Below are 18,908 nucleotides of genomic sequence, written 5' to 3' on the forward strand. Positions count from 1 at the left end.
TCGGCGATGCCGACCTCCGGCACAAATGGCATTCGGGTAATTTGTGCTTCGGTGGGCTACGGAATCAGATGCGGCGCTGGTGGTTTCCGGCTTTACGGCCATCATTTTCATCATGCCCAGGTTCGTCATGCCCCGGCCGCAGGTCCGGTTGCGGCAGACAAATCAACCCTAGTTCTAGCCCGCATATCTACTATGCTGGATATATGGAAACCTATTCGGCTATCGCTGCGCTTGGTGCGCTAGCACAGGGAACGCGTCTCGATGTGTTTCGCTTGCTGGTCCGCCATGAACCAACCGGACTGGCGGCCGGTGAACTAGCCCGTCAGCTCGACGTGCCGCAAAACACCATGTCGGCGCACCTCGGCATTCTCGCCCGTGCCAGCCTGGTCCGCTCCGAACGCCATAGCCGGTCGATCATCTATCGCGCCGATCTGGACGGCCTGCGCGCGCTGACGCTGTTCCTCGTCAAAGACTGCTGCGCCGGCTCGCCCGACCTGTGTGCGCCGCTCCTCGCCGAACTCGCCCCCTGCTGCTGAAAGGACGCCCCGTGGCCGTCGATATCGTCATCTATCACAACCCCGCGTGCGGCACGTCCCGCAATACCGTCGCCATGATCCGCAATGCCGGCATCGAGCCGCATGTGGTCGAGTATCTTAAAACCCCACCCGCACGCGCGCTGCTGGTCGAGCTGATCGACCGCGCCGGCGTGACGCCCCGCGAGTTGCTGCGCGAGAAGGGGACGCCCTATGCGGAGCTGGGCCTGGGCAACACGTCGCTGTCCGACGAAGCGCTGATAGATGCGATGATGGCGCATCCCATCCTCATCAACCGACCGCTGGTCGTCTCGCCGCTCGGCGTGAAGCTGTGCCGCCCGTCCGAAGCTGTCCTCGATCTGCTGCCGAGCGGCCAGCTCGGCGCGTTCGCCAAGGAAGACGGCGAACAGGTGGTTGATGCTTCGGGCCAGCACGTCGCCTGATGCTTCTTACCGTCCTGATCTTCGTCGCGACGATCGCGCTCGTCATCTGGCAACCCAAAGGCCTTGGCATCGGGTGGAGCGCGATGGGCGGGGCCGTCGTGGCGCTGCTCGCGGGCGTCGTCACGCTGTCCGACGTGCCGGTGGTATGGGGCATCGTCTGGAACGCGACCGCCGCCTTCGTCGCGATCATCGTCATCAGCCTGTTGCTGGACGAAGCCGGGTTCTTCGAATGGGCGGCGCTGCATGTCGCCCGCTGGGGCGGGGGGCATGGTCGCCAACTGTTCGTCCTGATCGTGCTGCTCGGTGCGGCGGTATCCGCGCTGTTCGCCAACGATGGCGCGGCGTTGATCCTGACGCCGATCGTCATCGCTATGCTGCGAGCGCTCGGGTTCAAGGACAAGGCGACGCTGGCATTCGTCATGGCGGCGGGGTTCGTCGCTGACACCGCCAGTCTGCCGCTGGTCGTCTCGAACCTCGTCAACATCGTGTCGGCCGACTTTTTCAAAATTGGGTTCGGGCAATATGCGTCCGTGATGGTCCCGGTCGACCTGGTGTCAATCGCCGCTACGCTAGGGGCGCTGCTGATCTACTTCCGGCGCGATATACCGCAGGATTACGACGTGGCCGCGTTGCGCGCTCCCACTGCCGCGATCCGTGACGCCGCGACCTTCCGCGCCGGATGGATCGTCCTCGCGTTGCTGCTGGCAGGGTTCTTCCTGCTCGAACCGCTCGGCGTGCCGGTCAGCGCGGTCGCCGCTGCTGGCGCAATCCTGCTGCTGGTGATCGCCGGGCGGGGACAGGTGATCCAGACTGGCAAGGTGCTACGCGGCGCACCGTGGCAGGTCGTGATCTTCTCGCTCGGCATGTACCTGGTCGTCTATGGCCTACGGAACGCGGGCCTGACCGATCATCTGGCGGCGCTGCTCGATCGCACCGCGCAAGGCGGCGTGTGGGGTGCGGCGCTGGGAACGGGCGTAATCGCGGCCGTCCTGTCGTCGGTGATGAACAACATGCCTACCGTGCTGGTGGGCGCGCTGTCGATCGACACCACGCACGCGACGGGGGCCGTCAGGGAAGCGATGATCTACGCCAACGTAATCGGTTGCGACCTCGGCCCCAAGCTGACGCCGATTGGCTCGCTCGCAACCCTGCTGTGGCTCCACGTCCTCGGGCAAAAAGGCGTGCGGATCGGATGGGGCTATTATTTCCGGGTCGGGGTCACGCTCACCGTGCCCGTCCTGCTCATCACCCTTGCAGCGCTCGCGCTGCGGATCGGACTTACCTGATGCCCCTTCGCGACCTTGTCGACCCCGAATATTTGCCGGCGCTCAATACCGCCTATACCATTCAGCGGCCGGCGCTGGGGCTAGGCGCAATCGATCCGGCACCGCGTATTCTCCTGCTCTATGGCTCGCTGCGCGAACGATCCTATTCCCGTCTGTGCATCGAAGAGGCGGCGCGACTGCTCCGCTTTTTCGGCTGCGAGACGCGCATCTTCGATCCGTCCACCCTGCCGCTACCCGATCAGTACGCTGGCGACGATCATCCGGCCGTCCATGAACTGCGCGAGCTATCGATGTGGTCGGAGGGGCAGGTGTGGTGCAGCCCCGAACGCCATGGCCAGATTACCGGCATCATGAAGCTGCAGATCGATCATCTCCCGCTCAACATCGGCGGGCTGCGCCCGACGCAGGGCCGCACGCTGGCGGTCATGCAGGTGTCGGCCGGATCGCAGTCGTTCAACAGCGTCAATACGCTGCGCGTTCTCGGCCGCTGGATGCGAATGGTGACGATCCCCAACCAGTCGTCGGTCGCCAAGGCGTTCGCCGAGTTCGATGATGCAGGGCGCATGAAGCCGTCGAGCTATTACGACCGGATCGTCGACGTGATGGAGGAACTGGTGCGTTTCACCGTCCTGCTGCGCCCGCATACCGCCCAGCTGGTCGATCGTTATTCGGAGCGAAAGGAAGCCGGCACGGTGATCGACACCGCCACCGACCTGTCGAGTACCGCCACGAAACCTTGATGCGGGCGGCTGCGACCGGAACGGAACGAACCTTCCCTGCGCTGGACGGAGCGGCGGCTGCGTCGAAGGCGGCTTGAGCAGGTTTTCGCTTTATCGTCAGTTCGTTACAAGGCCGAAAAAGGGAAGCCCTGTTGACGATCCGATTGTTGTTTCGCTGCGCCAGTGCAGTTTCTGTCCTGGCGGTCCTGCCCGCCTGCGTTCCTGCCGGTCGACCTGCCGCCCCGCCGCCTCCTGTCCCGGTCGCCAATCGTACTCCCGCATCTGTCATTCCCGAAGCACCGTTGGTCGTCGCCCGGCCGCAGCCATCGGCGGACCTGCTGAACGCCGTGCAAGCACTGGGCGCAGGTTTCGAGGGCCAGGTGGGCATCAGCGTGCGCGATATCGACGAAAACTGGGTCGTCGACTGGCAGGGCGACACCCCGCGTCCACAGCAGAGCGTCAGCAAGCTATGGGTCGCCATCGGAGTCATGGATGCGGTCGATCAGGGGCGATTGTCGCTTGCCGATCCGGTGACCGTCACTCGCGCCGACCTGACCCTGTTCCACCAGCCGATCCGGACGCTGGTCGGAAAGACGGGCTACAAGACGACGGTCGGCGATCTGCTGCGCGGCGCCATGTCGCGCAGCGACAACACCGCCAACGACGTGCTCCTGTGGCGGATCGGCGGTCCTGCGGCCGTCAACCGGATGTTGAAGGACAAGGGTGTTGCCAGCGTCTGCTTCGGTCCCGGTGAGCGGCAGTTGCAGGCGCGTACCGCCGGACTGGCATGGCGTCTCGAATGGGCCGGTGGCTGGGGGTTCCTGCAAGCGCGCGCCGCGATGTCCTATGCAGCGCGCGACAAGGCGCTGCGCCGCTATCTCGACGCGCCGCTGGACGGCGCATCAGCCAATGGCGTGACGCTTGGGCTGTCGTTGCTGGCGCAGGGCAGGCTGCTGAGCGACCGGTCGACCGCATCACTGCTGACGCTGATGCGAGCCAGCAAGACCGGTCCGCTACGTCTCAAGTCCGGTCTGCGTCCCGGCTGGACGCTCGCCCACAAGACCGGGACCGGGCAGGATCTCGGCAGATTGTCGACCGGCTATAACGACGTCGGTCTGCTCGTGGCGCCGGACGGGCATCGTTATGCGCTCGCCGTGATGATCGCGAGCACGCGCCAGCCCATTCCGGCGCGGATGCGCCTGATGGGCGATGTCACGCGCGCGGTGATCGCCGCGGCCAGCCGGTAACCCGCGACGCCCTATCGATCGGGCAGGCTGGCCCGGTCGGCGCTCCAGGTGGCCAGCGTCTTGCCGGTTTCCGGGTTGTCGATCGCTACATCGTCGAGCGTCACCGCGATGATGCAGATCGGGCGTTGTTCGGGGCCGGCAGGCTGTCGGCAGGCCACGGGCGATCGATCCGCCGTTCCGCCGATCCTGCCGCGCAGGCGAAGCTGCAGGCCCTGATCGGCGGGCACCTCGTCCGGGGCCGCGCGCACCACGGTCTCGTAGGGCTTTCCATCGCGCAGCCCTTGCCCGGCTCCATCGGCAAATTGGGCGATGGCCAATGTCTGCCCTGGCAGGGTGACGGCATCGGCACCGGTGGGAGCAGCACTGTCCTGCGCAGCCGGACAGGTTTCGCTCACCGTCCACGGGCGGCGAATCCAGAACCCTTCCGCGATCGTGCCGGTCGCCGATCGATCCTCCGACGCGCCCAGATCCGCGCCGTTCCAGAGGACCGGCGCGACATGGACCCGCAGCGCCTTTGCCTCAGCATCGTAGCGCCAGCGCATCGGGCTGTCGCTGTCCGCATCGGAAGGCCCGCGACATCCGAAGGGAAGCCGCAATTCGAACCGCTGCCCCGCCAAATCGGCCGCCGCCTTCGGCAGGGACCGGCCCGATGCGAACGCATCCGCTGCCTGCGATGCCAGTGCGATCAGGTCGGCACGGGTTTTGACGATATCGCGCGGGTCGGGCAGCGAGGGCGCGGGTTGGACAACCGCAGGTGCCGTCGCGATCGGGGCAGCGGCGGGCGGCGCGACCTCGCGCGGGGATGTGCCCCGCCCGATCAGGAACCCCGTTCCGCCGACCGCCAGGGCAATCGCCAGACCGCCTGCCAGCGCAAGCCGGCTGTTCCGCAAGGTTGGCTCGTTCATACACCATCGATAGCAAAGCCCGCCAAATTGGCATACCCAAGGCCATGACATCCGACGATATAATCCCGGACGTGCTGCCCGATCGCGGTATGTCCTCTGCCCGGGCGATAGCCGCGTGACGTTCGATCAGGTGCTGACGCTGCTGGTGCTGGTGCTGGTCGTCGCGGCGCTGATCTGGGACAAGGTACGCTCGGACGTCGTTGCGCTCAGCGGTGCGGCCGTCCTGCTGATTGCCGGCGTCGTGCGGCCGATCGACGTCCAGAGCGCCTTCGCCAGTCCGGCGATCATCGCGCTCGCCTCGCTGTTCGTCATCGCTTATGCCCTCGAACTGTCGGGCCTGCTCGATCGCGCGATCGAGGCTGCGGTCAGGATGTGCAAGCGGCTGGGGTCGGCCGGTATCTGGCTGATGCTGGGTGCGATCGGGGTCGCATCCTGTTTCCTCAACAGCACGCCGATCGTCGTGCTGGGCGCGCCGGTCGTGCGCGATGTCGCGACCGCGCTCAAATTGCCGCCCAAACGCTATCTGATGCCGCTATCGTACATCACGGTGCTGACCGGCTGCTGCACCCTGATCGGGACGTCGACCAACCTGCTGGTCGACGACATGGCGCGAAATGCCGGGCAATCGCGCTTCGGCATCTTCGAGATTACTCCCGTGGGTCTGCCGATCGCGCTGGCGGGCGCGATCTACCTGTTCCTGTTCAGCGGAAAGCTGATGCGCGGCAGTATCGCAGATGACAGCCCGGTTCCCGACCGACGCGACGTCGACGTACCGAACGCCCAGGTCGGCGATCCGACATTGTTCGCGGAACATCGCGTCTTTCAACCTGCCAAGGCGGCGATTGCGTTCGCCGTCTTCGCCGGCGCGATCGCCGTGGCCGCCGCCGGCATTGCGCCGATCGCCGCATCGGCCTTTGCCGGGGCCGTGCTGCTGATCCTGCTGCGCGTCATCACCGCCGACGAAGCCTATGGCGGGCTGCGGCCGCAGATACTGATCCTGATCGCCGGCATGGTCGTCATCGGGCTGGCAATGGAGCAAAGCGGCCTCGCCGCGACGGCGACCGGGGCGCTGGTGGGATCGATGCAGGAGTTCGGACCGCTGACCGCGCTGATCGTCCTGTACGGCGTGACAATGGTGCTGACCGAGCTGCTGTCGAATGCGACCGTGGCCGTTCTGGTCACGCCGATCGCGGTCGCGCTGGCGGAGAGCCTTGGCGTCGGCCCCCGCCCGTTCCTGGTCGCGGTGATGATGGCGGGCAGCGCCGCGTTCGCGACGCCGTTCGGATACCAGACCAACGTCATCGTCTACCAGATGGGCGGCTATCGCTACATGGACTTTGTGAAGGTCGGCTTGCCCCTGAACCTCATCACCTTCGCCGTTGCGATCGTGACGATCCCGGTCTTCTTTCCGTTCTGAACGATGCTGCGGCCCGATCGCCGATCGACCGCGCCACCTCCTTGGAATCCTGCCATGCGCATTCTCGTCTATCTCGTCCGCGCCCTTGCCGGATTGCTGGTCCTGGTCACCGCGCTCAGCATCATCGAATCGAATGAATAGTGGATCAGGATCTGGGATTTCCCGCGGGTCCAGATCCTCGTGGCACTGCTGTTCGCCGGAGGGACGGCACTGTGGCTGGATCGACGGGTCGGGCGTTGGGTCGCGCTGTGCTGCGCGGTCGCGGCCGGGTGGCAACTCTATCGCATCTATCCCTATACGCCGCTCGCCCGAACGGAATTGGCGTTCGCGAAGGCCGGTTCCGCCTCAACGGATCGGTGCTTCAGCATACTCTCGCTGAACGTCCTCGAATCCAACCGCGACTATCGCCGGACGGCACAGCTGATCGATCGGGTCCGCCCCGACCTCCTGTTGCTGATGGAAACCGACAAGCGCTGGGCAGCGGCGCTGGCACCGCAACTGGCACGCTATCCGAACCGGCTCGAACGCCCTCTCGGCAACACCTATGGCATGATCCTGGCGACACGTTTGCCGATACGCGACGCCAACATCAAAACGATCGCCGAAAAGAACACACCATCGATGCATGCCGAACTGACAGCGGGGGACCCGTTCCGGTTGATCGCATTGCATCCCCGGCCGCCCTTGCCAGGACAGGATACCGAGGCACGCGACGCCGAAATAGCGATTGCGGCACGGCGCGCTGCCCGCACCAGACTGCCGGTTCTGGCGATCGGCGATTTCAACGATGTGGCGTGGTCGCACACGTCGCAGCTGTTCAAGCGTGTCGGCGGCTATCTCGACCCGCGTATCGGGCGCGGCACGTTCGCAACCTTTCCGGCGCGAACGCCGCTGCTCGGTTGGCCGCTCGATCACCTGTTCGTGACGCCGGAATTCGCCGTGCGCGATCTTGCGGTGCTGGAGGATGTCGGTTCCGACCATTTGCCGGTCCATGCCCGCCTGTGCCTGACCGGACGGCCTGCGGACAGCAAACGCCCCGAACCCGTATCGCGCGAGGACCGCCGCGATGTGCAGGAGGTGTTGCAGGAATATCGTGAGGAGCAACGTCGCCCCTGACATGCGCTGTACGGGGGATCGATCGGCCCGGTCGATATTTCAAGCCGGATGGCGGGGCGGGACTTCGAAGAAGCGCCGCATGGAACCAGCTCGCCGACGGGAGCAGGCGTGCGCAAACTGGCCAACATCACATCCTTTGCATTGCTGACGGTAGCCATGCCTTCCGCCGCGGTGGCGCAGATCACCGACGACGGATTGCTGCACAAAGCGGTCGGCGCGCCCGATAACTGGCGCCTGTCGGGCAGCGTCCGTGCCCGGTTCGAGGCGATCGATGGTCAGTTTCGCGAGGAGGCGGTCAACCGTGATCGGGTGGTGGCACTGCGCACGACACTGTTCGCCGAATATGACGCCGGGCCGGTGCGACTGGGCACGGAATTCCACGACGCGCGCGCCTATTTCCAGCGGCGCGGATCGTCGGTCGGGACCGATGTCGTCAACGTGCTCGAGTTTTCGCAATATTATGCCCAAGGCGACCTTGGCGAGGCATTGGGGAGCGACAGTGCCAGCTATCTGAAGGCCGGGCGGATGACGATGCAGTTGGGGTCCGAACGGCTCGTCGCGCGGCAGGGGTTTCGAACCTCGGTAACGTCGTTCACCGGGCTGCGGCTGACGCGCGAGGGAGACGACGATCGTGCCTTCGTCGCTTTCTGGACCATGCCTACCGTCCGGTTGCCGACCGGCACCATCGCGATCCGGCGCAACCGGCCGCAATGGGATCGTGAGAATACCAATCTGCAACTGTTCGGTGCCTTCAACCGCATGCCTCTCGGTGGAGAAACGCGTCTCGAAACCTACGTTTATGGCCTGATCGAACGCGGCAAAAGCCAGGCGGATCGCAGCGACCGGCGGCTGGTCACGCCGGGGGCGCGACTGTTCGTCCGTCCCGACCAGGGCATGACGTTCGAGGTCGAGGCGATGGCGCAATATGGACGTGGGCGCGATGGCAGCCCGGACAGCGGCAAACCGGTCGTACCGGTCGCGGCTTATGGTTTCCATGGCGATGTCGGCTATCGCTTCGCAGGCGGATGGAAATTCGAGCTGACCGCATTCTTCGACTATTATACCGGCAACAGGCGGGAGGATCGGATCGGCCGGTTCGACACGCTGTACGGCGCACGGCGGTTCGAATTCGGGCCGACCGAATTATTCGGCGCGGCGGACCGGTCGAACATGCTCTCCCCCGGCGTACGGCTGAAGGCTGCCCCTACAGGCGGGCTGTCGGTGATGGGCGATTACCGCCTGCTCCGCCTCGCCAGTGCGGTCGATCGTTTCAGCAACAGCGACGTGCGCGACGCCACCGGGCGTGCCGGGCGCAATGCCGGACAGCAGGTGCAGCTGCAGGTCGAATATGATCTGGTCGCGGATATCTTAGCGCTTGATCTCGGCTATGCGCGGCTGTTCAAAGGCCGGTTTCTGCGCGAGGCGCCGAATGCACCGGACCCGCGCGATGTCAGTTACGGCTACGTTTCGATCATGTTCTCCTTCTAGCCGCCAGCATATGGCTGCACGGGCAGGTAGCGCTTTTCCTTCCACCACTGATCCGCCGACGGGACACTGGATTGCGGAACCTCACCCCGCCTTCCACTTCACCGGTATACGCAGGTAAGTGATGCCGTTCGCCTCGGCCGGTTCGAAATGGCCCGCGCGGATATTGACTTGGATCGAGGGCAGCAGCAGCTTGGGCACGGATAGTCCGGCGTCGCGCTGCTCGCGCATGGCGACGAACTCGTCTTCGCTTACGGCGTCATGGACGTGGACACTCGACCGGCGCTGCTCACCCACGGTCGTCTCCCAGCGATAGTTGTCGCGACCCGGCGCCTTGTAGTCGTGGCAGAGGAACAGCCGCGTTGCGTCGGGTAGCGCCAGCAGGCGGCGGATTGAGCGATAGAGCGTCCGCGCGTCGCCGCCGGGGAAGTCAGCGCGGGCGGTACCATAGTCGGGCATGAACAACGTATCTCCGACGAACGCCGCATCACCGATTAGGTATGCGACATCGGCGGGGGTGTGGCCGGGGACGTGCAGCACCTCGACCTCTAGCGCGCCGATCGCGAAGCGGTCGCCATCCTCGAACAGTCGGTCGAAATCCGATCCGTCCGTCTTCAAGTCATCCATCGCGAAAACCGGGCGAAAAATCTTCTGCACGTCGCGGATATGCGCGCCGATTCCGATCCATGCGCCGGTATGCGCCTTGATGAAGGGGGCGGCCGACAGGTGATCGGCATGGGCGTGCGTTTCCAGCACCATCACGATTCGCCAGTCCTGCTCTCGGGCGAAGGCGACGATGCGTTCGGCCGAACGGGTATCGGCGACGCCGCTCGCCATGTCGAAATCGAGCACCGGATCGACCACCGCCGCGACCCGCGTCGCGGGATCGCCCACTAGGTAGCTAATCGTGTTCGTCGGTTCGTCGAAGAACGCCTCGATGAAGGGCTGGGTCATACTTTCCTCCGTTAGCGCTTGCTAATATATTAGAGGATGCTACATAAGCAAGACCTAATGGAGTGGCGACGATGCTCAAACCACCGATGGACCGGGCAACCTTCGAAGCGAAGGCCGGACAGGTCGCCGACACCCTGAAAGCGATCGGCAATGCGCGGCGGCTAATGCTGCTGTGCAAGCTGGTCGAGCATGGCGAGGTGACGGTCGGCGATCTGGCGCGCGATGTGGGACTGTCGCAATCGGCCTGCTCGCAGCACTTGGCCAAGATGCGCGACGAAGGCCTCGTCACCTACCGGCGGGAGAGCCAGACGCTCTGGTACGCGATCGCGGATGCGCGCGTCGAAACGCTGCTCGCCACCCTTTATCAGCTCTATTGCAAGGATTGATGCGATGACGCTTGCGACCCTTACCCCCGCCGATACCCGCGCCGCGATCGATGCGGGTGCGCGGCTGATCGACATTCGCGGTGCGGACGAACATGCTCGGGAGCGTATTCCGGGCGCGATCAACGTACCGCTCGATCGGATCGGCGATCTGGCGCGCGACGGCCGTCCGGTCGTCTTTCACTGCAAATCAGGGATGCGGACCGCCGCCAATGCCGCGCAGCTCGGCGCGGCAGCGGGTAGCGCAACGGCCTATATCCTGGGCGGTGGCATCGATGCTTGGCGACAGGCAGGACAGCCCGTTGTCGCCGATCGATCGCAGCCACTGGAAATCATGCGGCAGGTCCAGATTACTGCTGGCGCGCTAGTGCTGATCGGCGTGCTGCTCGGCTTGTTCGTTGCTCCCGGCTTCTTCGGGCTGTCGGCGTTCGTGGGGGCGGGGCTGATATTCGCGGGTGCGACGGGATGGTGCGGCATGGCAAACCTACTGCGCGTGATGCCGTGGAACCGGCGCGCGGCCGCCTGAGGCGATCATGGACACCGCCGCCATCGTTGCCGCGCTCGCATCGGGCGGCGTGATCGGCCTGATCCTCGGCCTTGTCGGCGGGGGCGGGTCGATCCTCGCCGTACCGCTCCTGATCTATGTCGTCGGGGTCGGATCGCCGCATGCCGCGATCGGGACGGCCGCTGTCGCCGTCACAGTGAATGCGCTTGCCAGCCTGATCGGCCATGCGCAGGCGGGCCGGGTGAAGTGGCGGTGCGCCGGTGTCTTCGCGGTGTCGGGGATGATCGGTGCGGCGCTGGGGGCGGAGTTGGGCAAGGCGTTCGACGGCAAGCGCCTGCTCGTCCTGTTCGGGCTGCTAATGATCGGCGTCGGAGCGTCGATGCTGCGCCAGCGCCGCACCGCGGAAGCGCCCGACGTGCGCCTGACCCGCGACAGCGCGGCGACGCTGCTGCCGCGTCTGGTGCCGATCGGGCTGGGCGTCGGGCTTGCCGCCGGCTTCTTCGGGATCGGAGGAGGGTTCCTGATCGTGCCAGGGCTGATCCTGGCGACCGCGATGCCGCTGCCCTTTGCCATCGGTACGTCGCTGGTCGTCGTCAGCGCGCTGGGGCTGACCACCGCCACCTCCTACGCCCTGTCGGGGCTGGTCGATTGGGGCGTGACGGCGCTGCTGGTCGTGGGTGGCGTCGTCGGGACGATCGGCGGTATTGCGCTGGGCAGGGTTCTCGGCACGCGCAAGGGCCTGCTCGAACGCGGTTTTGCCGCCGTGGTGATCGCAACCGGGACTTACATCATCACGTCATCCGCCTGAGCCGCACCCTTTTCGAGAACGACCATGCGAAGAGAAGGGTCACGTTTCAGTTGCGTCTGCTGCGTCCTGCCGGTTCCTGTTTCCCAAAATGCTTTTCCGGAAATGCTCCATGGACATGTAGTATCCAGAAACAGGCGGGTGACTCGAAGTCGAGCGCCGCTACGGAATGGCCTCGGCTGGGATCGGCCGGCAAGCGGGCAGGGTCGGCGAGAGCCAACGCGTTGGTATCAGCGGATCAGGTCAATTTTGAACAGTCGCCGGCCGCCGTGGATTTTTTAAGTCCGATGCCTTTCCATGCGACCAGTGCATGGTTATCCTGATTAACGAGCCTCAGATGATCCCACGATAAAACATGGGCTTAGATGGTTAGACTATTGGCGTGACGGTCCTGCCGCCCCAGCCAATCGCTGATTGCCCCAGCTAAGGGCACGTAGAACGACGGTTTTCCGTGGCTTGACGGGAGGTCGGCCATCGGAGCTGCGTAAGTCGACCCCAGTCGGTGCAGATAGTCCCCGATACTAGCCATCTAGAATGCCACCCCCCGCAGCGTGGTCTATTGGTGGCGTCGAAAACTGCGTTTGGCGTCAGCGAGAACAAATCCTGACCAGATGGTCGACCTTCTAACGAAGGACCAGCCGGTCGCGCGTCGATACCCCGTGGCAATGGCTGGGCGGAGCGAGACGGTACGGTTGGGGTCATTCGGCAGCGATCAGCGTAACCCCATCCGATCCATTTTCTTGAGCAGCCCGACGCGCGACAGGCCCAGTTCGCGGGCGGTATGGGTGTGGTTGTGTCCGGTACGCTGGAGCGCCTCGACGATACGGCGTCGCTCCAGCGCAGCGACTTCTTCTTCGAGGCTTTGCGGGGCGATGGCCGCGACGCTCTCCACGATCGACGGCGCGTCGCCGGCCGCGAAGGCGAGGTCGGCGGCGGTGACGACGATGCCCGCCGCGCTCGGGATCGCCAGGGCGGCGGCGCATTCGACGGCCGCGCGCAATTCGCGGACGTTGCCGGGCCATACCCGCGCCGCCAGCCAATCGACCGCATCGGGCGAGAAGCCGGCCCGACCTTCGCTCGTCCGACGCAGGAACAGTCGTGCCAGCAGCGGGACATCCGTCGCTCGCTCGGCCAGCGACGGCGTGCGTAACACGACGCCTTTCAAACGGTAGAACAGGTCTTCGCGGAAACTGCCGTCGACCACCGCAGCGGTCAGGTCTCGATGCGTCGCGGCGACGACCCGCACGTCCGCCTCGCGCGGGGCGCGGGCACCGACCGGCTGGTAGCTGCCGTCGTTGAGGAAACGCAGCAGCTTGACCTGCATGGCGGCCGGCATCTCGCCGATCTCGTCGAGGAACAGCGTGCCGCCATGCGCGGTTTCGATCAGGCCGGGGCGGTCGGCGGCGGCACCGGTGAAGCTGCCCTTCAGGTGCCCGAAAAACTCGCTCTCCAGCAACTCGGCCGGGACCGCGCCGCAATGGATCGGCACCAGCGGCCGGGCGGCGCGGGGCGAGGCGGCGTGGATCGCGCGCGCGACCAGTTCCTTGCCGGTGCCACTCGGCCCCAGGATCAGCGCGGGGAGCCGGGTCGGCGCGACGCGACGGATCAGGTCGCGCAAGCCCGCCATCGCGGGCGAGGTGCCGACCAGCCCCATATCCTCCTCTGCCCCGGCCTGTACGCGCAGCGTGGCGACCTCGCGTGCGAGCCGCGCCCGTTCCAGCGCGCGGGCGACGACGATGCGGAGCAGATCGGGGTCGACCGGCTTGGCGAGGAAATCCCACGCGCCAGCCTCGACCGCCTTCAGCGCCAGCGCATGGTCGGCATGGCCGGTCATCACCACCACGGCCGCAGGCGCGAACGACGGGATCAGCGCCAGTCCGGCCGCCGGATCATGGTGCGGCGGCATGGCGAGGTCGAGCAGGACCAGATCGGCAGGTCTGGCCCTGAACGCTGCGACCGCAGCGTCGCCATCGCCGACGACCTCGACGTTATAGCCCAGCCCGCGCAGCCACGCGCCGGTGAGCCGCTGGAACGCGGGTTCGTCATCGGCGAGCAGGATCATCGGGACGCTCCGAAGGTTAGGCGGAAACAGGTCGACCAGCCGGGCCGCTCGGTCAGCGTAACGGTGCCGCCATGCGCCTCCATGATCCGGCGGACGATGGCGAGGCCGAGGCCGGTGCCGCCCGGACGGCGCGAGACGAAGGGGCGGAACAGGCTGTCGCGGATCTCGGGCGCGATGCCGGGGCCGTCGTCGCAGATGTCGATCGTGACCGGCGGCCCGGCCTGCGCAACGATCACGACGCGGGTGCCGAGCGCGCGGGCATTGTCGACGAGGTTGGTCAGCGCGCGCAGCAGCGCGTGGCGATCCGCCGTCACCATCAGCCCATCGGGCATCTCCGCCTCTACGCCCAACGACGCGATAAGGTCGACCACGCGCAGCGGTTGCGGCGCGACCGTCCATGCGCGGGCATAATCGAGAATGTCGGTGACAAGATGGTTCATCCGCGCCACCTGCTCGCCGATCTCGCTGCGGACCTCGGGCGGAGCGCCGGTCGCGGCCATCTGGACGATGCCGAGCGGGTTGCGCAAATCGTGCGCGACCGTCGCCGCCAGCGCGCCCAGCTCGGCCAATCGCGCCTCGCGTTCGGCATCGACCATGCGACGGGCGGTGGTCAGGCGACGGGCGCTTTCCGCCACCAGACCTGCGAAGCGTTCGGCGACATGGCGGGTGGCGGCGGGGGCGTCGCCCCAGCCTTTCAGAGCGACCGTCTCGCCCGTGACGGCCAGGGTGGGACCATCGACGGGCAGGTTGAGCCGCTGGCGCAGCAACCCGCGCGCCACATCGCCCAGTGCAGCTTCGTCCGGTGCTTCCGCCAGCCGGTCGCGCCAGTCGGCCACGTCCGCCTCACTGATCCGGCCGCCGGGGAAGACGACGCGGTCGGCCAGCCGCTTGAGCGGGGTGAGGATGGCTAACCCTAGCGCCAGCGTCGCGGCCAACGCCGCCCACGTCGCGAATAACCCCGCCGGACGCCCCGCCAGCGTTAGCGGCAGCGACGCGATCAACGCGCTCGCCGCGCCTGCGCCGGCGACCAGCATCAGCCACACCAGCCCCCGCCGTGCCCATATATCCGCGGCCATGAACCGGTGCCGGACGATCCCATAGACCAGCGCGACCGAATAGAAGGGCAGCAGCAGGACCGGCCACGGATAGGCATCGATCCCGATCGCCGGAAAGGCGAAGCCGGTCAGCGCGACCAGCCCGATCAGGCTGGACACGAACACCGCCCCCGCCTGCCGCCGATGCGCGCCGTCCTGTTCGCGCCACGTCTGCGCCAGCCGCACATGCCCGGCGACCGACAACAGTCCCGCCAGTCCCAGCACGCACCAGCCGACGACCGACGGCACGAACATCCCCGGAAAGCCGTGCCACGGCACCACCACCCCGACGCCGAAGACCAGCCCGACCAGCGCCGCGAACGCCGCGGTCGCATAGCCCGCAATCGCCACCTGCCGCACCATGCCGCACAGTGCGAAAGCGAAGGCCAGATGCAGAAACCCCGCCGCGGGCAGCGGCGACAGCGCGATCAGCGTCGCCGTCACCGGTGTCGCCGCCGGCCCCAGCAGCGCGGGCAGCATCTGCGCCACGCTCCAAAAGCCGACGCCGAGCAGAAACGCGGCGAGCAGGCTCGACCCCGGCACCGCTCGCGCGCGAAGCGCGACGAACAGCGCCAGCGACGCGCTGGCGATCGCAGTCAGCGACAGCGCACCGACATAAGCAAAAAGACCGACAGCTATATCCATCGTTGACAGCATAGCAGCTTGTTCCGTTCACGGCGTTGACAATTGCGCGCTCCCCTATGGACGGAAAGCCACGCATTTCCGCCATCCGTGGCAATTGGCATGCCATTCGCAAAGCGTCTTCCAGGCCGGGCGATCATCGTCCGGCACCGAAGGAGACCAACCATGTTGTTGCCCATCGCAGCCCTGCTCGTAACCTATGCGCTGACCGCCCTGATCGCGCTGCTGGCCGTCGTGACGCTCTGGCGACCGCTGTCGATCCTGCTCGCCGAACTATGCGGCACCGAGGAGCGCTCGCGCTTCTGGACCGTGTGGTCGACGGTGATGATGGTCGCGACGCCGATGCTGTTCGTGTCGTGGCGCGGCATCGCCACCGATCCGACCGAACTGGTGCAGGGGACGATGACCAGCGCGCTGATCGGCGTGCTGATGGCGCTGGTCGGGATGGGCTTTGCGGTGTGGAGCCGCACCCCCCGCGCTGCCGCTTGACGGGAGCAGGGGCGATGCATGTCCTGATCGTCGGCGCGGGCGGCTTTATCGGGCGGCATCTCGCCGCCCGGCTGGTGGCGGAGGGCGTCCGCGTCACCGCCGCCGGCCGGTCGCCCGATCGCCTGCGGCAACGCTTGCCGGGGGCGGCGGCGATCCGCTGTAACCTCGCCACCGACTGCGCAGACGACTGGCGCGAGCGGTTGGCGGGTGTCGACGCGGTGGTCAACTGCGCCGGGCTGTTCGGCGACGACCGGGGCTATGCGGATGTCCATGCCGGTGGGCCGATCGCGTTGTTCGACGCCTGCCGCGCCGCCGGCGTTGGTCGCGTGCTCCAGATTTCCTCGCTGGGTGCGGTGGCCGATGCCGCGAGCGCCTATTACCGAAGCAAGGCCGCTGCCGACGATCATCTCGCAGCGCTCGATACCACCGGCTCTCGCATGGGCTGGGCGATCGTCCGGCCGTCCCTAGTCCTTGGCCATGGCGGGCAGAGCAGCGCATTGTTCACCACGCTCGCCGCCTTGCCGGTCATACCGGCCTTGGGTTCCGCCGATGGTCTGGTCCAGCCGATCCATGTCGATGATCTGGTCGAGATACTGGTTCGCCTGCTGCGCGCGCCGCTGCCACTGGCGGTGCGGATCGATGCGGTCGGCCCCGAGGCGATGACTACGGAAGGCGTGGTGACGATCCTGCGCGGCTGGCTTGGTCTTCCGGACACGATCCGGGTGGTGCTGCCGCGGTGGTGGATCGCCGTGGTCGCTCGACTTGGCATCGGACCGGTGACGAGGGAGGGACTGGCGATGTTAGCGGCGGGCAACACGGCCTGTGTCGAACCGCTTGTTGCCATCACCGGACACCGGCCAGCGCCGATCGCGCAGGCCCTGGCCCGTCGTCCGGCGACCGGCAGCGATTTGCGGACGGCGCGGCTTGCGCCCGTGGCCCCGATCCTTGCCGTCGCGCTTGCATTGGTCTGGTTCGCTGGTGGGGCGGTGCCGTTGTTGGTCACCCCGTCCGCGACGAACCTGGCGTGGCTGGCGCGGCTCGGCCTGTCGGGCGGTGCGGCGACGACCGTCTTATGGGCCGGCGCACTGGCCGACATCGCGATCGGAGCGGCGATCCTGTTGCGCATCCGTGGTGCCGCGCTCGCGGGGATCGGGTTGATGGCAAGCTATACGCTGATCCTGACCCATATCGCGCCCGAACTCTGGGCCGATCCCTTCGGCGCGCTCGCCAAGAACATCGCCGTCCTTGCCCTGTCGCTTGCCGTCCATGCGCTGGAGAACCGTCATGGCTGACTATCTGCTGCTGAAGACCGTCCATATCCTCAGCTCGACCTTGTTGTTCGGCACCGGGCTCGGCACCGCGTTCCACGGCTGGATGGCGAACCGCTCGGGGGACGCGGGGGCGCGGCGGGTGGTCAACCGCAATGTCGTTCTCGCCGACTGGCTGTTCACGACCCCCGCCGTCATCGTCCAGCCGGTGACCGGCGTGTGGCTGGCGCAGATTGCGGGCTTTCCGCTGACGACCGGCTGGCTGGCGGCGTCGATCGCGCTGTACCTGATGGTTGGCGCGTGCTGGCTACCGGTGGTCGGCATCCAGATCCGGATGCGCCGCATCGCCGATGCAACCCCGGCGGACATGCCGTTGCCCGCGCGCTATTTCCAGCTGTCGCGGACGTGGTTCCTCCTTGGCTGGCCCGCGTTTATCGGGGTGCTCGTCATCTTCTGGCTGATGGTGACCAAACCGGAGATCGCATGGTGACCCAGCCTCTGTTCCGCCGTCTGCTCGGGTCCGCGATCGATGATCTGCCACCGGTTCTGCGGGAGGCGCACGACAGCCCGATCGACCAGTGCTGGCGCGGCATGGCGCAGGTCGAGGCAAATATGAACCCGCTGGCGCGCCTGCTCTGTCGCATGATGCGCCTGCCCGCTGCCGGGACCGGCATCCCGGTGACGGTCCGGTTCGAGCGGCGGGGCACCGCCGAACACTGGCACCGCGATTTCGCCGGACGCCGCTATCGCAGCACGCTTGTCGATCGCGACGGGTTGATGGTCGAACGGATGGGCATGGCGACCAACATCTTCCGGGTGTCGGTGCAGGACGGCGCGCTCCGGCTGGACCTGATCGGCTTTCGGTTTCTGGGTCTCCCGCTGCCGTCCGGTCTTCGCCCGCACTGCCACGCTCGCGAAACCGAAGACGACGGCCGATATGTTTTCGACGTGCCCGTCGACCTCTGGCCCTTCGGCCGGATCATCCGCTACACCGGCCGCATGGAGCGGAGCGATGACTGACGGCCCGATCATCCTGTTCGACGCGCAGTGCGTCCTGTGCTCCGCCAACGCCCGCTTCATTCTCCGCCACGATCGCCTGCACCGATTCCGGCTGGCCGCGATGCAGGGTGAGGCCGGAACGGCGCTGTTCCAAGCGCACGGCATCGATCCGACCGACCCCGACACCATCCTCGTCGTCGATGGCGATCACGTTCTGCGCGACAGCGATGCGGTCATCGCGATCTATACCGGGCTTGGCTGGCCGTGGCGGATTGCGGGAGCGGCAAGCCTGATACCGCGCGCGGTTCGCGACCGGATCTATCGATGGATCGCCCGCAACCGGTATCGGCTGTTCGGCCGGCGGTCGACATGCTGGCTGCCAGCGCCGGAACATGCCAGCCGGGTTCTGCCTTGACCGCATGATCCACGCCGCTTCCCAAAGACGAGACCGCAGTGGCCATACGGCCAAGCTGCGAGCCCGACCAAGCATGCCGTCGCGCCGCGGCAAAGGCGAGCAGCGCGGTTCTGTTCACGCCGCAGACGGACGCGACGTCCA

The 18,908-nt window shown here is 66.5% G+C and carries 20 protein-coding genes; 16 read left to right on the forward strand and 4 right to left on the reverse strand.

Going from position 1 to position 18,908, the window contains the following annotated elements; all coding sequences use genetic code 11:
* Positions 1-203 precede the first annotated feature (203 nt).
* The 5 genes from ASE50_RS01865 to ASE50_RS01885 all read left to right on the forward strand — a co-directional run bounded on the left by ASE50_RS01865 (position 204) and on the right by ASE50_RS01885 (position 4,228).
* Positions 204-536 carry an ArsR/SmtB family transcription factor gene (locus ASE50_RS01865; protein ID WP_056394811.1) on the forward strand — a complete coding sequence of 111 codons (333 nt, stop codon included), beginning with the start codon at positions 204-206 and terminating at the stop codon, positions 534-536.
* 11 nt (positions 537-547) lie between these two features.
* On the forward strand, positions 548-976 hold the full coding sequence (gene arsC, locus ASE50_RS01870; RefSeq protein ID WP_056394813.1) for an arsenate reductase (glutaredoxin): 429 nt from the start codon (positions 548-550) through the stop codon (positions 974-976).
* Complete coding sequence (locus ASE50_RS01875) at positions 976-2,262, forward strand: arsenic transporter (protein WP_056394815.1); 1,287 nt, start codon at positions 976-978, stop codon at positions 2,260-2,262. Before arsC ends, ASE50_RS01875 begins: the two co-directional genes overlap by 1 nt.
* Positions 2,262-3,002 (forward strand): arsenical resistance protein ArsH, encoded by a 741-nt coding sequence (gene arsH, locus ASE50_RS01880; protein ID WP_056394817.1) that lies wholly within the window; start codon positions 2,262-2,264, stop codon positions 3,000-3,002. The genes ASE50_RS01875 and arsH overlap by 1 nt, the downstream gene beginning before the upstream one ends.
* A 359-nt stretch (positions 3,003-3,361) precedes the next feature.
* Positions 3,362-4,228 carry a serine hydrolase gene (locus tag ASE50_RS01885; protein ID WP_327196511.1) on the forward strand — a complete coding sequence of 289 codons (867 nt, stop codon included), beginning with the start codon at positions 3,362-3,364 and terminating at the stop codon, positions 4,226-4,228.
* 11 nt (positions 4,229-4,239) lie between these two features.
* Here ASE50_RS01885 and ASE50_RS01890 read toward each other — a convergent pair whose 3' ends face one another.
* Entirely contained in the window at positions 4,240-5,133 is an 894-nt protein-coding gene (locus tag ASE50_RS01890; RefSeq protein WP_056394819.1) for a hypothetical protein, read from the reverse strand.
* 115 nt (positions 5,134-5,248) lie between these two features.
* Between ASE50_RS01890 and ASE50_RS01895 the strand changes: the two genes are divergently transcribed.
* The 3 genes from ASE50_RS01895 (at position 5,249) to ASE50_RS01905 (ending at position 9,154) form a co-directional block, all read left to right on the forward strand.
* The gene (locus ASE50_RS01895; RefSeq protein WP_056394821.1) at positions 5,249-6,550 is read left to right on the forward strand and encodes an SLC13 family permease; all 1,302 of its coding nucleotides are present in this window, start codon (positions 5,249-5,251) and stop codon (positions 6,548-6,550) included.
* A 180-nt stretch (positions 6,551-6,730) separates the two neighbouring features.
* A complete protein-coding gene (locus ASE50_RS01900) occupies positions 6,731-7,666 on the forward strand; it encodes an endonuclease/exonuclease/phosphatase family protein (protein WP_056394823.1) in 936 nt (311 codons plus the stop codon).
* A gap of 108 nt (positions 7,667-7,774) precedes the next feature.
* The gene (locus tag ASE50_RS01905) at positions 7,775-9,154 is read left to right on the forward strand and encodes an alginate export family protein (protein WP_162236147.1); all 1,380 of its coding nucleotides are present in this window, start codon (positions 7,775-7,777) and stop codon (positions 9,152-9,154) included.
* Between the two features lie 81 nt (positions 9,155-9,235).
* Here ASE50_RS01905 and ASE50_RS01910 read toward each other — a convergent pair whose 3' ends face one another.
* Complete coding sequence (locus ASE50_RS01910; protein ID WP_056394828.1) at positions 9,236-10,105, reverse strand: MBL fold metallo-hydrolase; 870 nt, start codon at positions 10,103-10,105, stop codon at positions 9,236-9,238.
* Between the two features lie 71 nt (positions 10,106-10,176).
* Between ASE50_RS01910 and ASE50_RS01915 the strand changes: the two genes are divergently transcribed.
* Genes ASE50_RS01915 through ASE50_RS01925 form a run of 3 tightly spaced genes read left to right on the forward strand, consistent with a single transcriptional unit; the run spans position 10,177 to position 11,801 of the window.
* Entirely contained in the window at positions 10,177-10,491 is a 315-nt protein-coding gene (locus ASE50_RS01915; protein WP_056395636.1) for an ArsR/SmtB family transcription factor, read from the forward strand.
* Positions 10,492-10,495: 4 nt separating this feature from the next.
* Positions 10,496-11,014, forward strand: coding sequence for a rhodanese family protein (locus tag ASE50_RS01920; RefSeq protein ID WP_056394829.1), 519 nt, complete (start codon positions 10,496-10,498; stop codon positions 11,012-11,014).
* A 7-nt stretch (positions 11,015-11,021) separates the two neighbouring features.
* A complete protein-coding gene (locus ASE50_RS01925; RefSeq protein WP_056394831.1) occupies positions 11,022-11,801 on the forward strand; it encodes a sulfite exporter TauE/SafE family protein in 780 nt (259 codons plus the stop codon).
* 709 nt (positions 11,802-12,510) lie between these two features.
* Here ASE50_RS01925 and ASE50_RS01930 read toward each other — a convergent pair.
* Positions 12,511-13,860, reverse strand: a complete 1,350-nt coding sequence (locus ASE50_RS01930; RefSeq protein WP_056394833.1) for a sigma-54-dependent transcriptional regulator — start codon at positions 13,858-13,860, stop codon at positions 12,511-12,513.
* Positions 13,857-15,599 (reverse strand): sensor histidine kinase, encoded by a 1,743-nt coding sequence (locus ASE50_RS01935; protein ID WP_056394834.1) that lies wholly within the window; start codon positions 15,597-15,599, stop codon positions 13,857-13,859. The genes ASE50_RS01930 and ASE50_RS01935 overlap by 4 nt, the downstream gene beginning before the upstream one ends.
* 162 nt (positions 15,600-15,761) lie before the next feature.
* On the opposite strand from ASE50_RS01935, the gene ASE50_RS01940 reads away from it, so the two are divergent.
* Genes ASE50_RS01940 through ASE50_RS01960 form a run of 5 tightly spaced genes read left to right on the forward strand, consistent with a single transcriptional unit; the run spans position 15,762 to position 18,767 of the window.
* Positions 15,762-16,085 carry a hypothetical protein gene (locus ASE50_RS01940; RefSeq protein WP_056394835.1) on the forward strand — a complete coding sequence of 108 codons (324 nt, stop codon included), beginning with the start codon at positions 15,762-15,764 and terminating at the stop codon, positions 16,083-16,085.
* Positions 16,086-16,099: 14 nt separating this feature from the next.
* A complete protein-coding gene (locus ASE50_RS01945; protein ID WP_056394838.1) occupies positions 16,100-17,377 on the forward strand; it encodes an SDR family oxidoreductase in 1,278 nt (425 codons plus the stop codon).
* The gene (locus ASE50_RS01950; protein ID WP_056394840.1) at positions 17,370-17,843 is read left to right on the forward strand and encodes a DUF2269 family protein; all 474 of its coding nucleotides are present in this window, start codon (positions 17,370-17,372) and stop codon (positions 17,841-17,843) included. The genes ASE50_RS01945 and ASE50_RS01950 overlap by 8 nt, the downstream gene beginning before the upstream one ends.
* On the forward strand, positions 17,837-18,373 hold the full coding sequence (locus ASE50_RS01955; RefSeq protein WP_056394842.1) for a DUF4166 domain-containing protein: 537 nt from the start codon (positions 17,837-17,839) through the stop codon (positions 18,371-18,373). The genes ASE50_RS01950 and ASE50_RS01955 overlap by 7 nt, the downstream gene beginning before the upstream one ends.
* Positions 18,366-18,767: a thiol-disulfide oxidoreductase DCC family protein gene (locus tag ASE50_RS01960; RefSeq protein WP_056394844.1), complete on the forward strand. Its 402-nt coding sequence runs from the start codon at positions 18,366-18,368 to the stop codon at positions 18,765-18,767. The genes ASE50_RS01955 and ASE50_RS01960 overlap by 8 nt, the downstream gene beginning before the upstream one ends.
* Positions 18,768-18,908 lie beyond the last annotated feature (141 nt).

The sequence above is a fragment of the Sphingomonas sp. Leaf5 genome (assembly GCF_001421155.1).
Taxonomy (GTDB): domain Bacteria; phylum Pseudomonadota; class Alphaproteobacteria; order Sphingomonadales; family Sphingomonadaceae; genus Sphingomonas.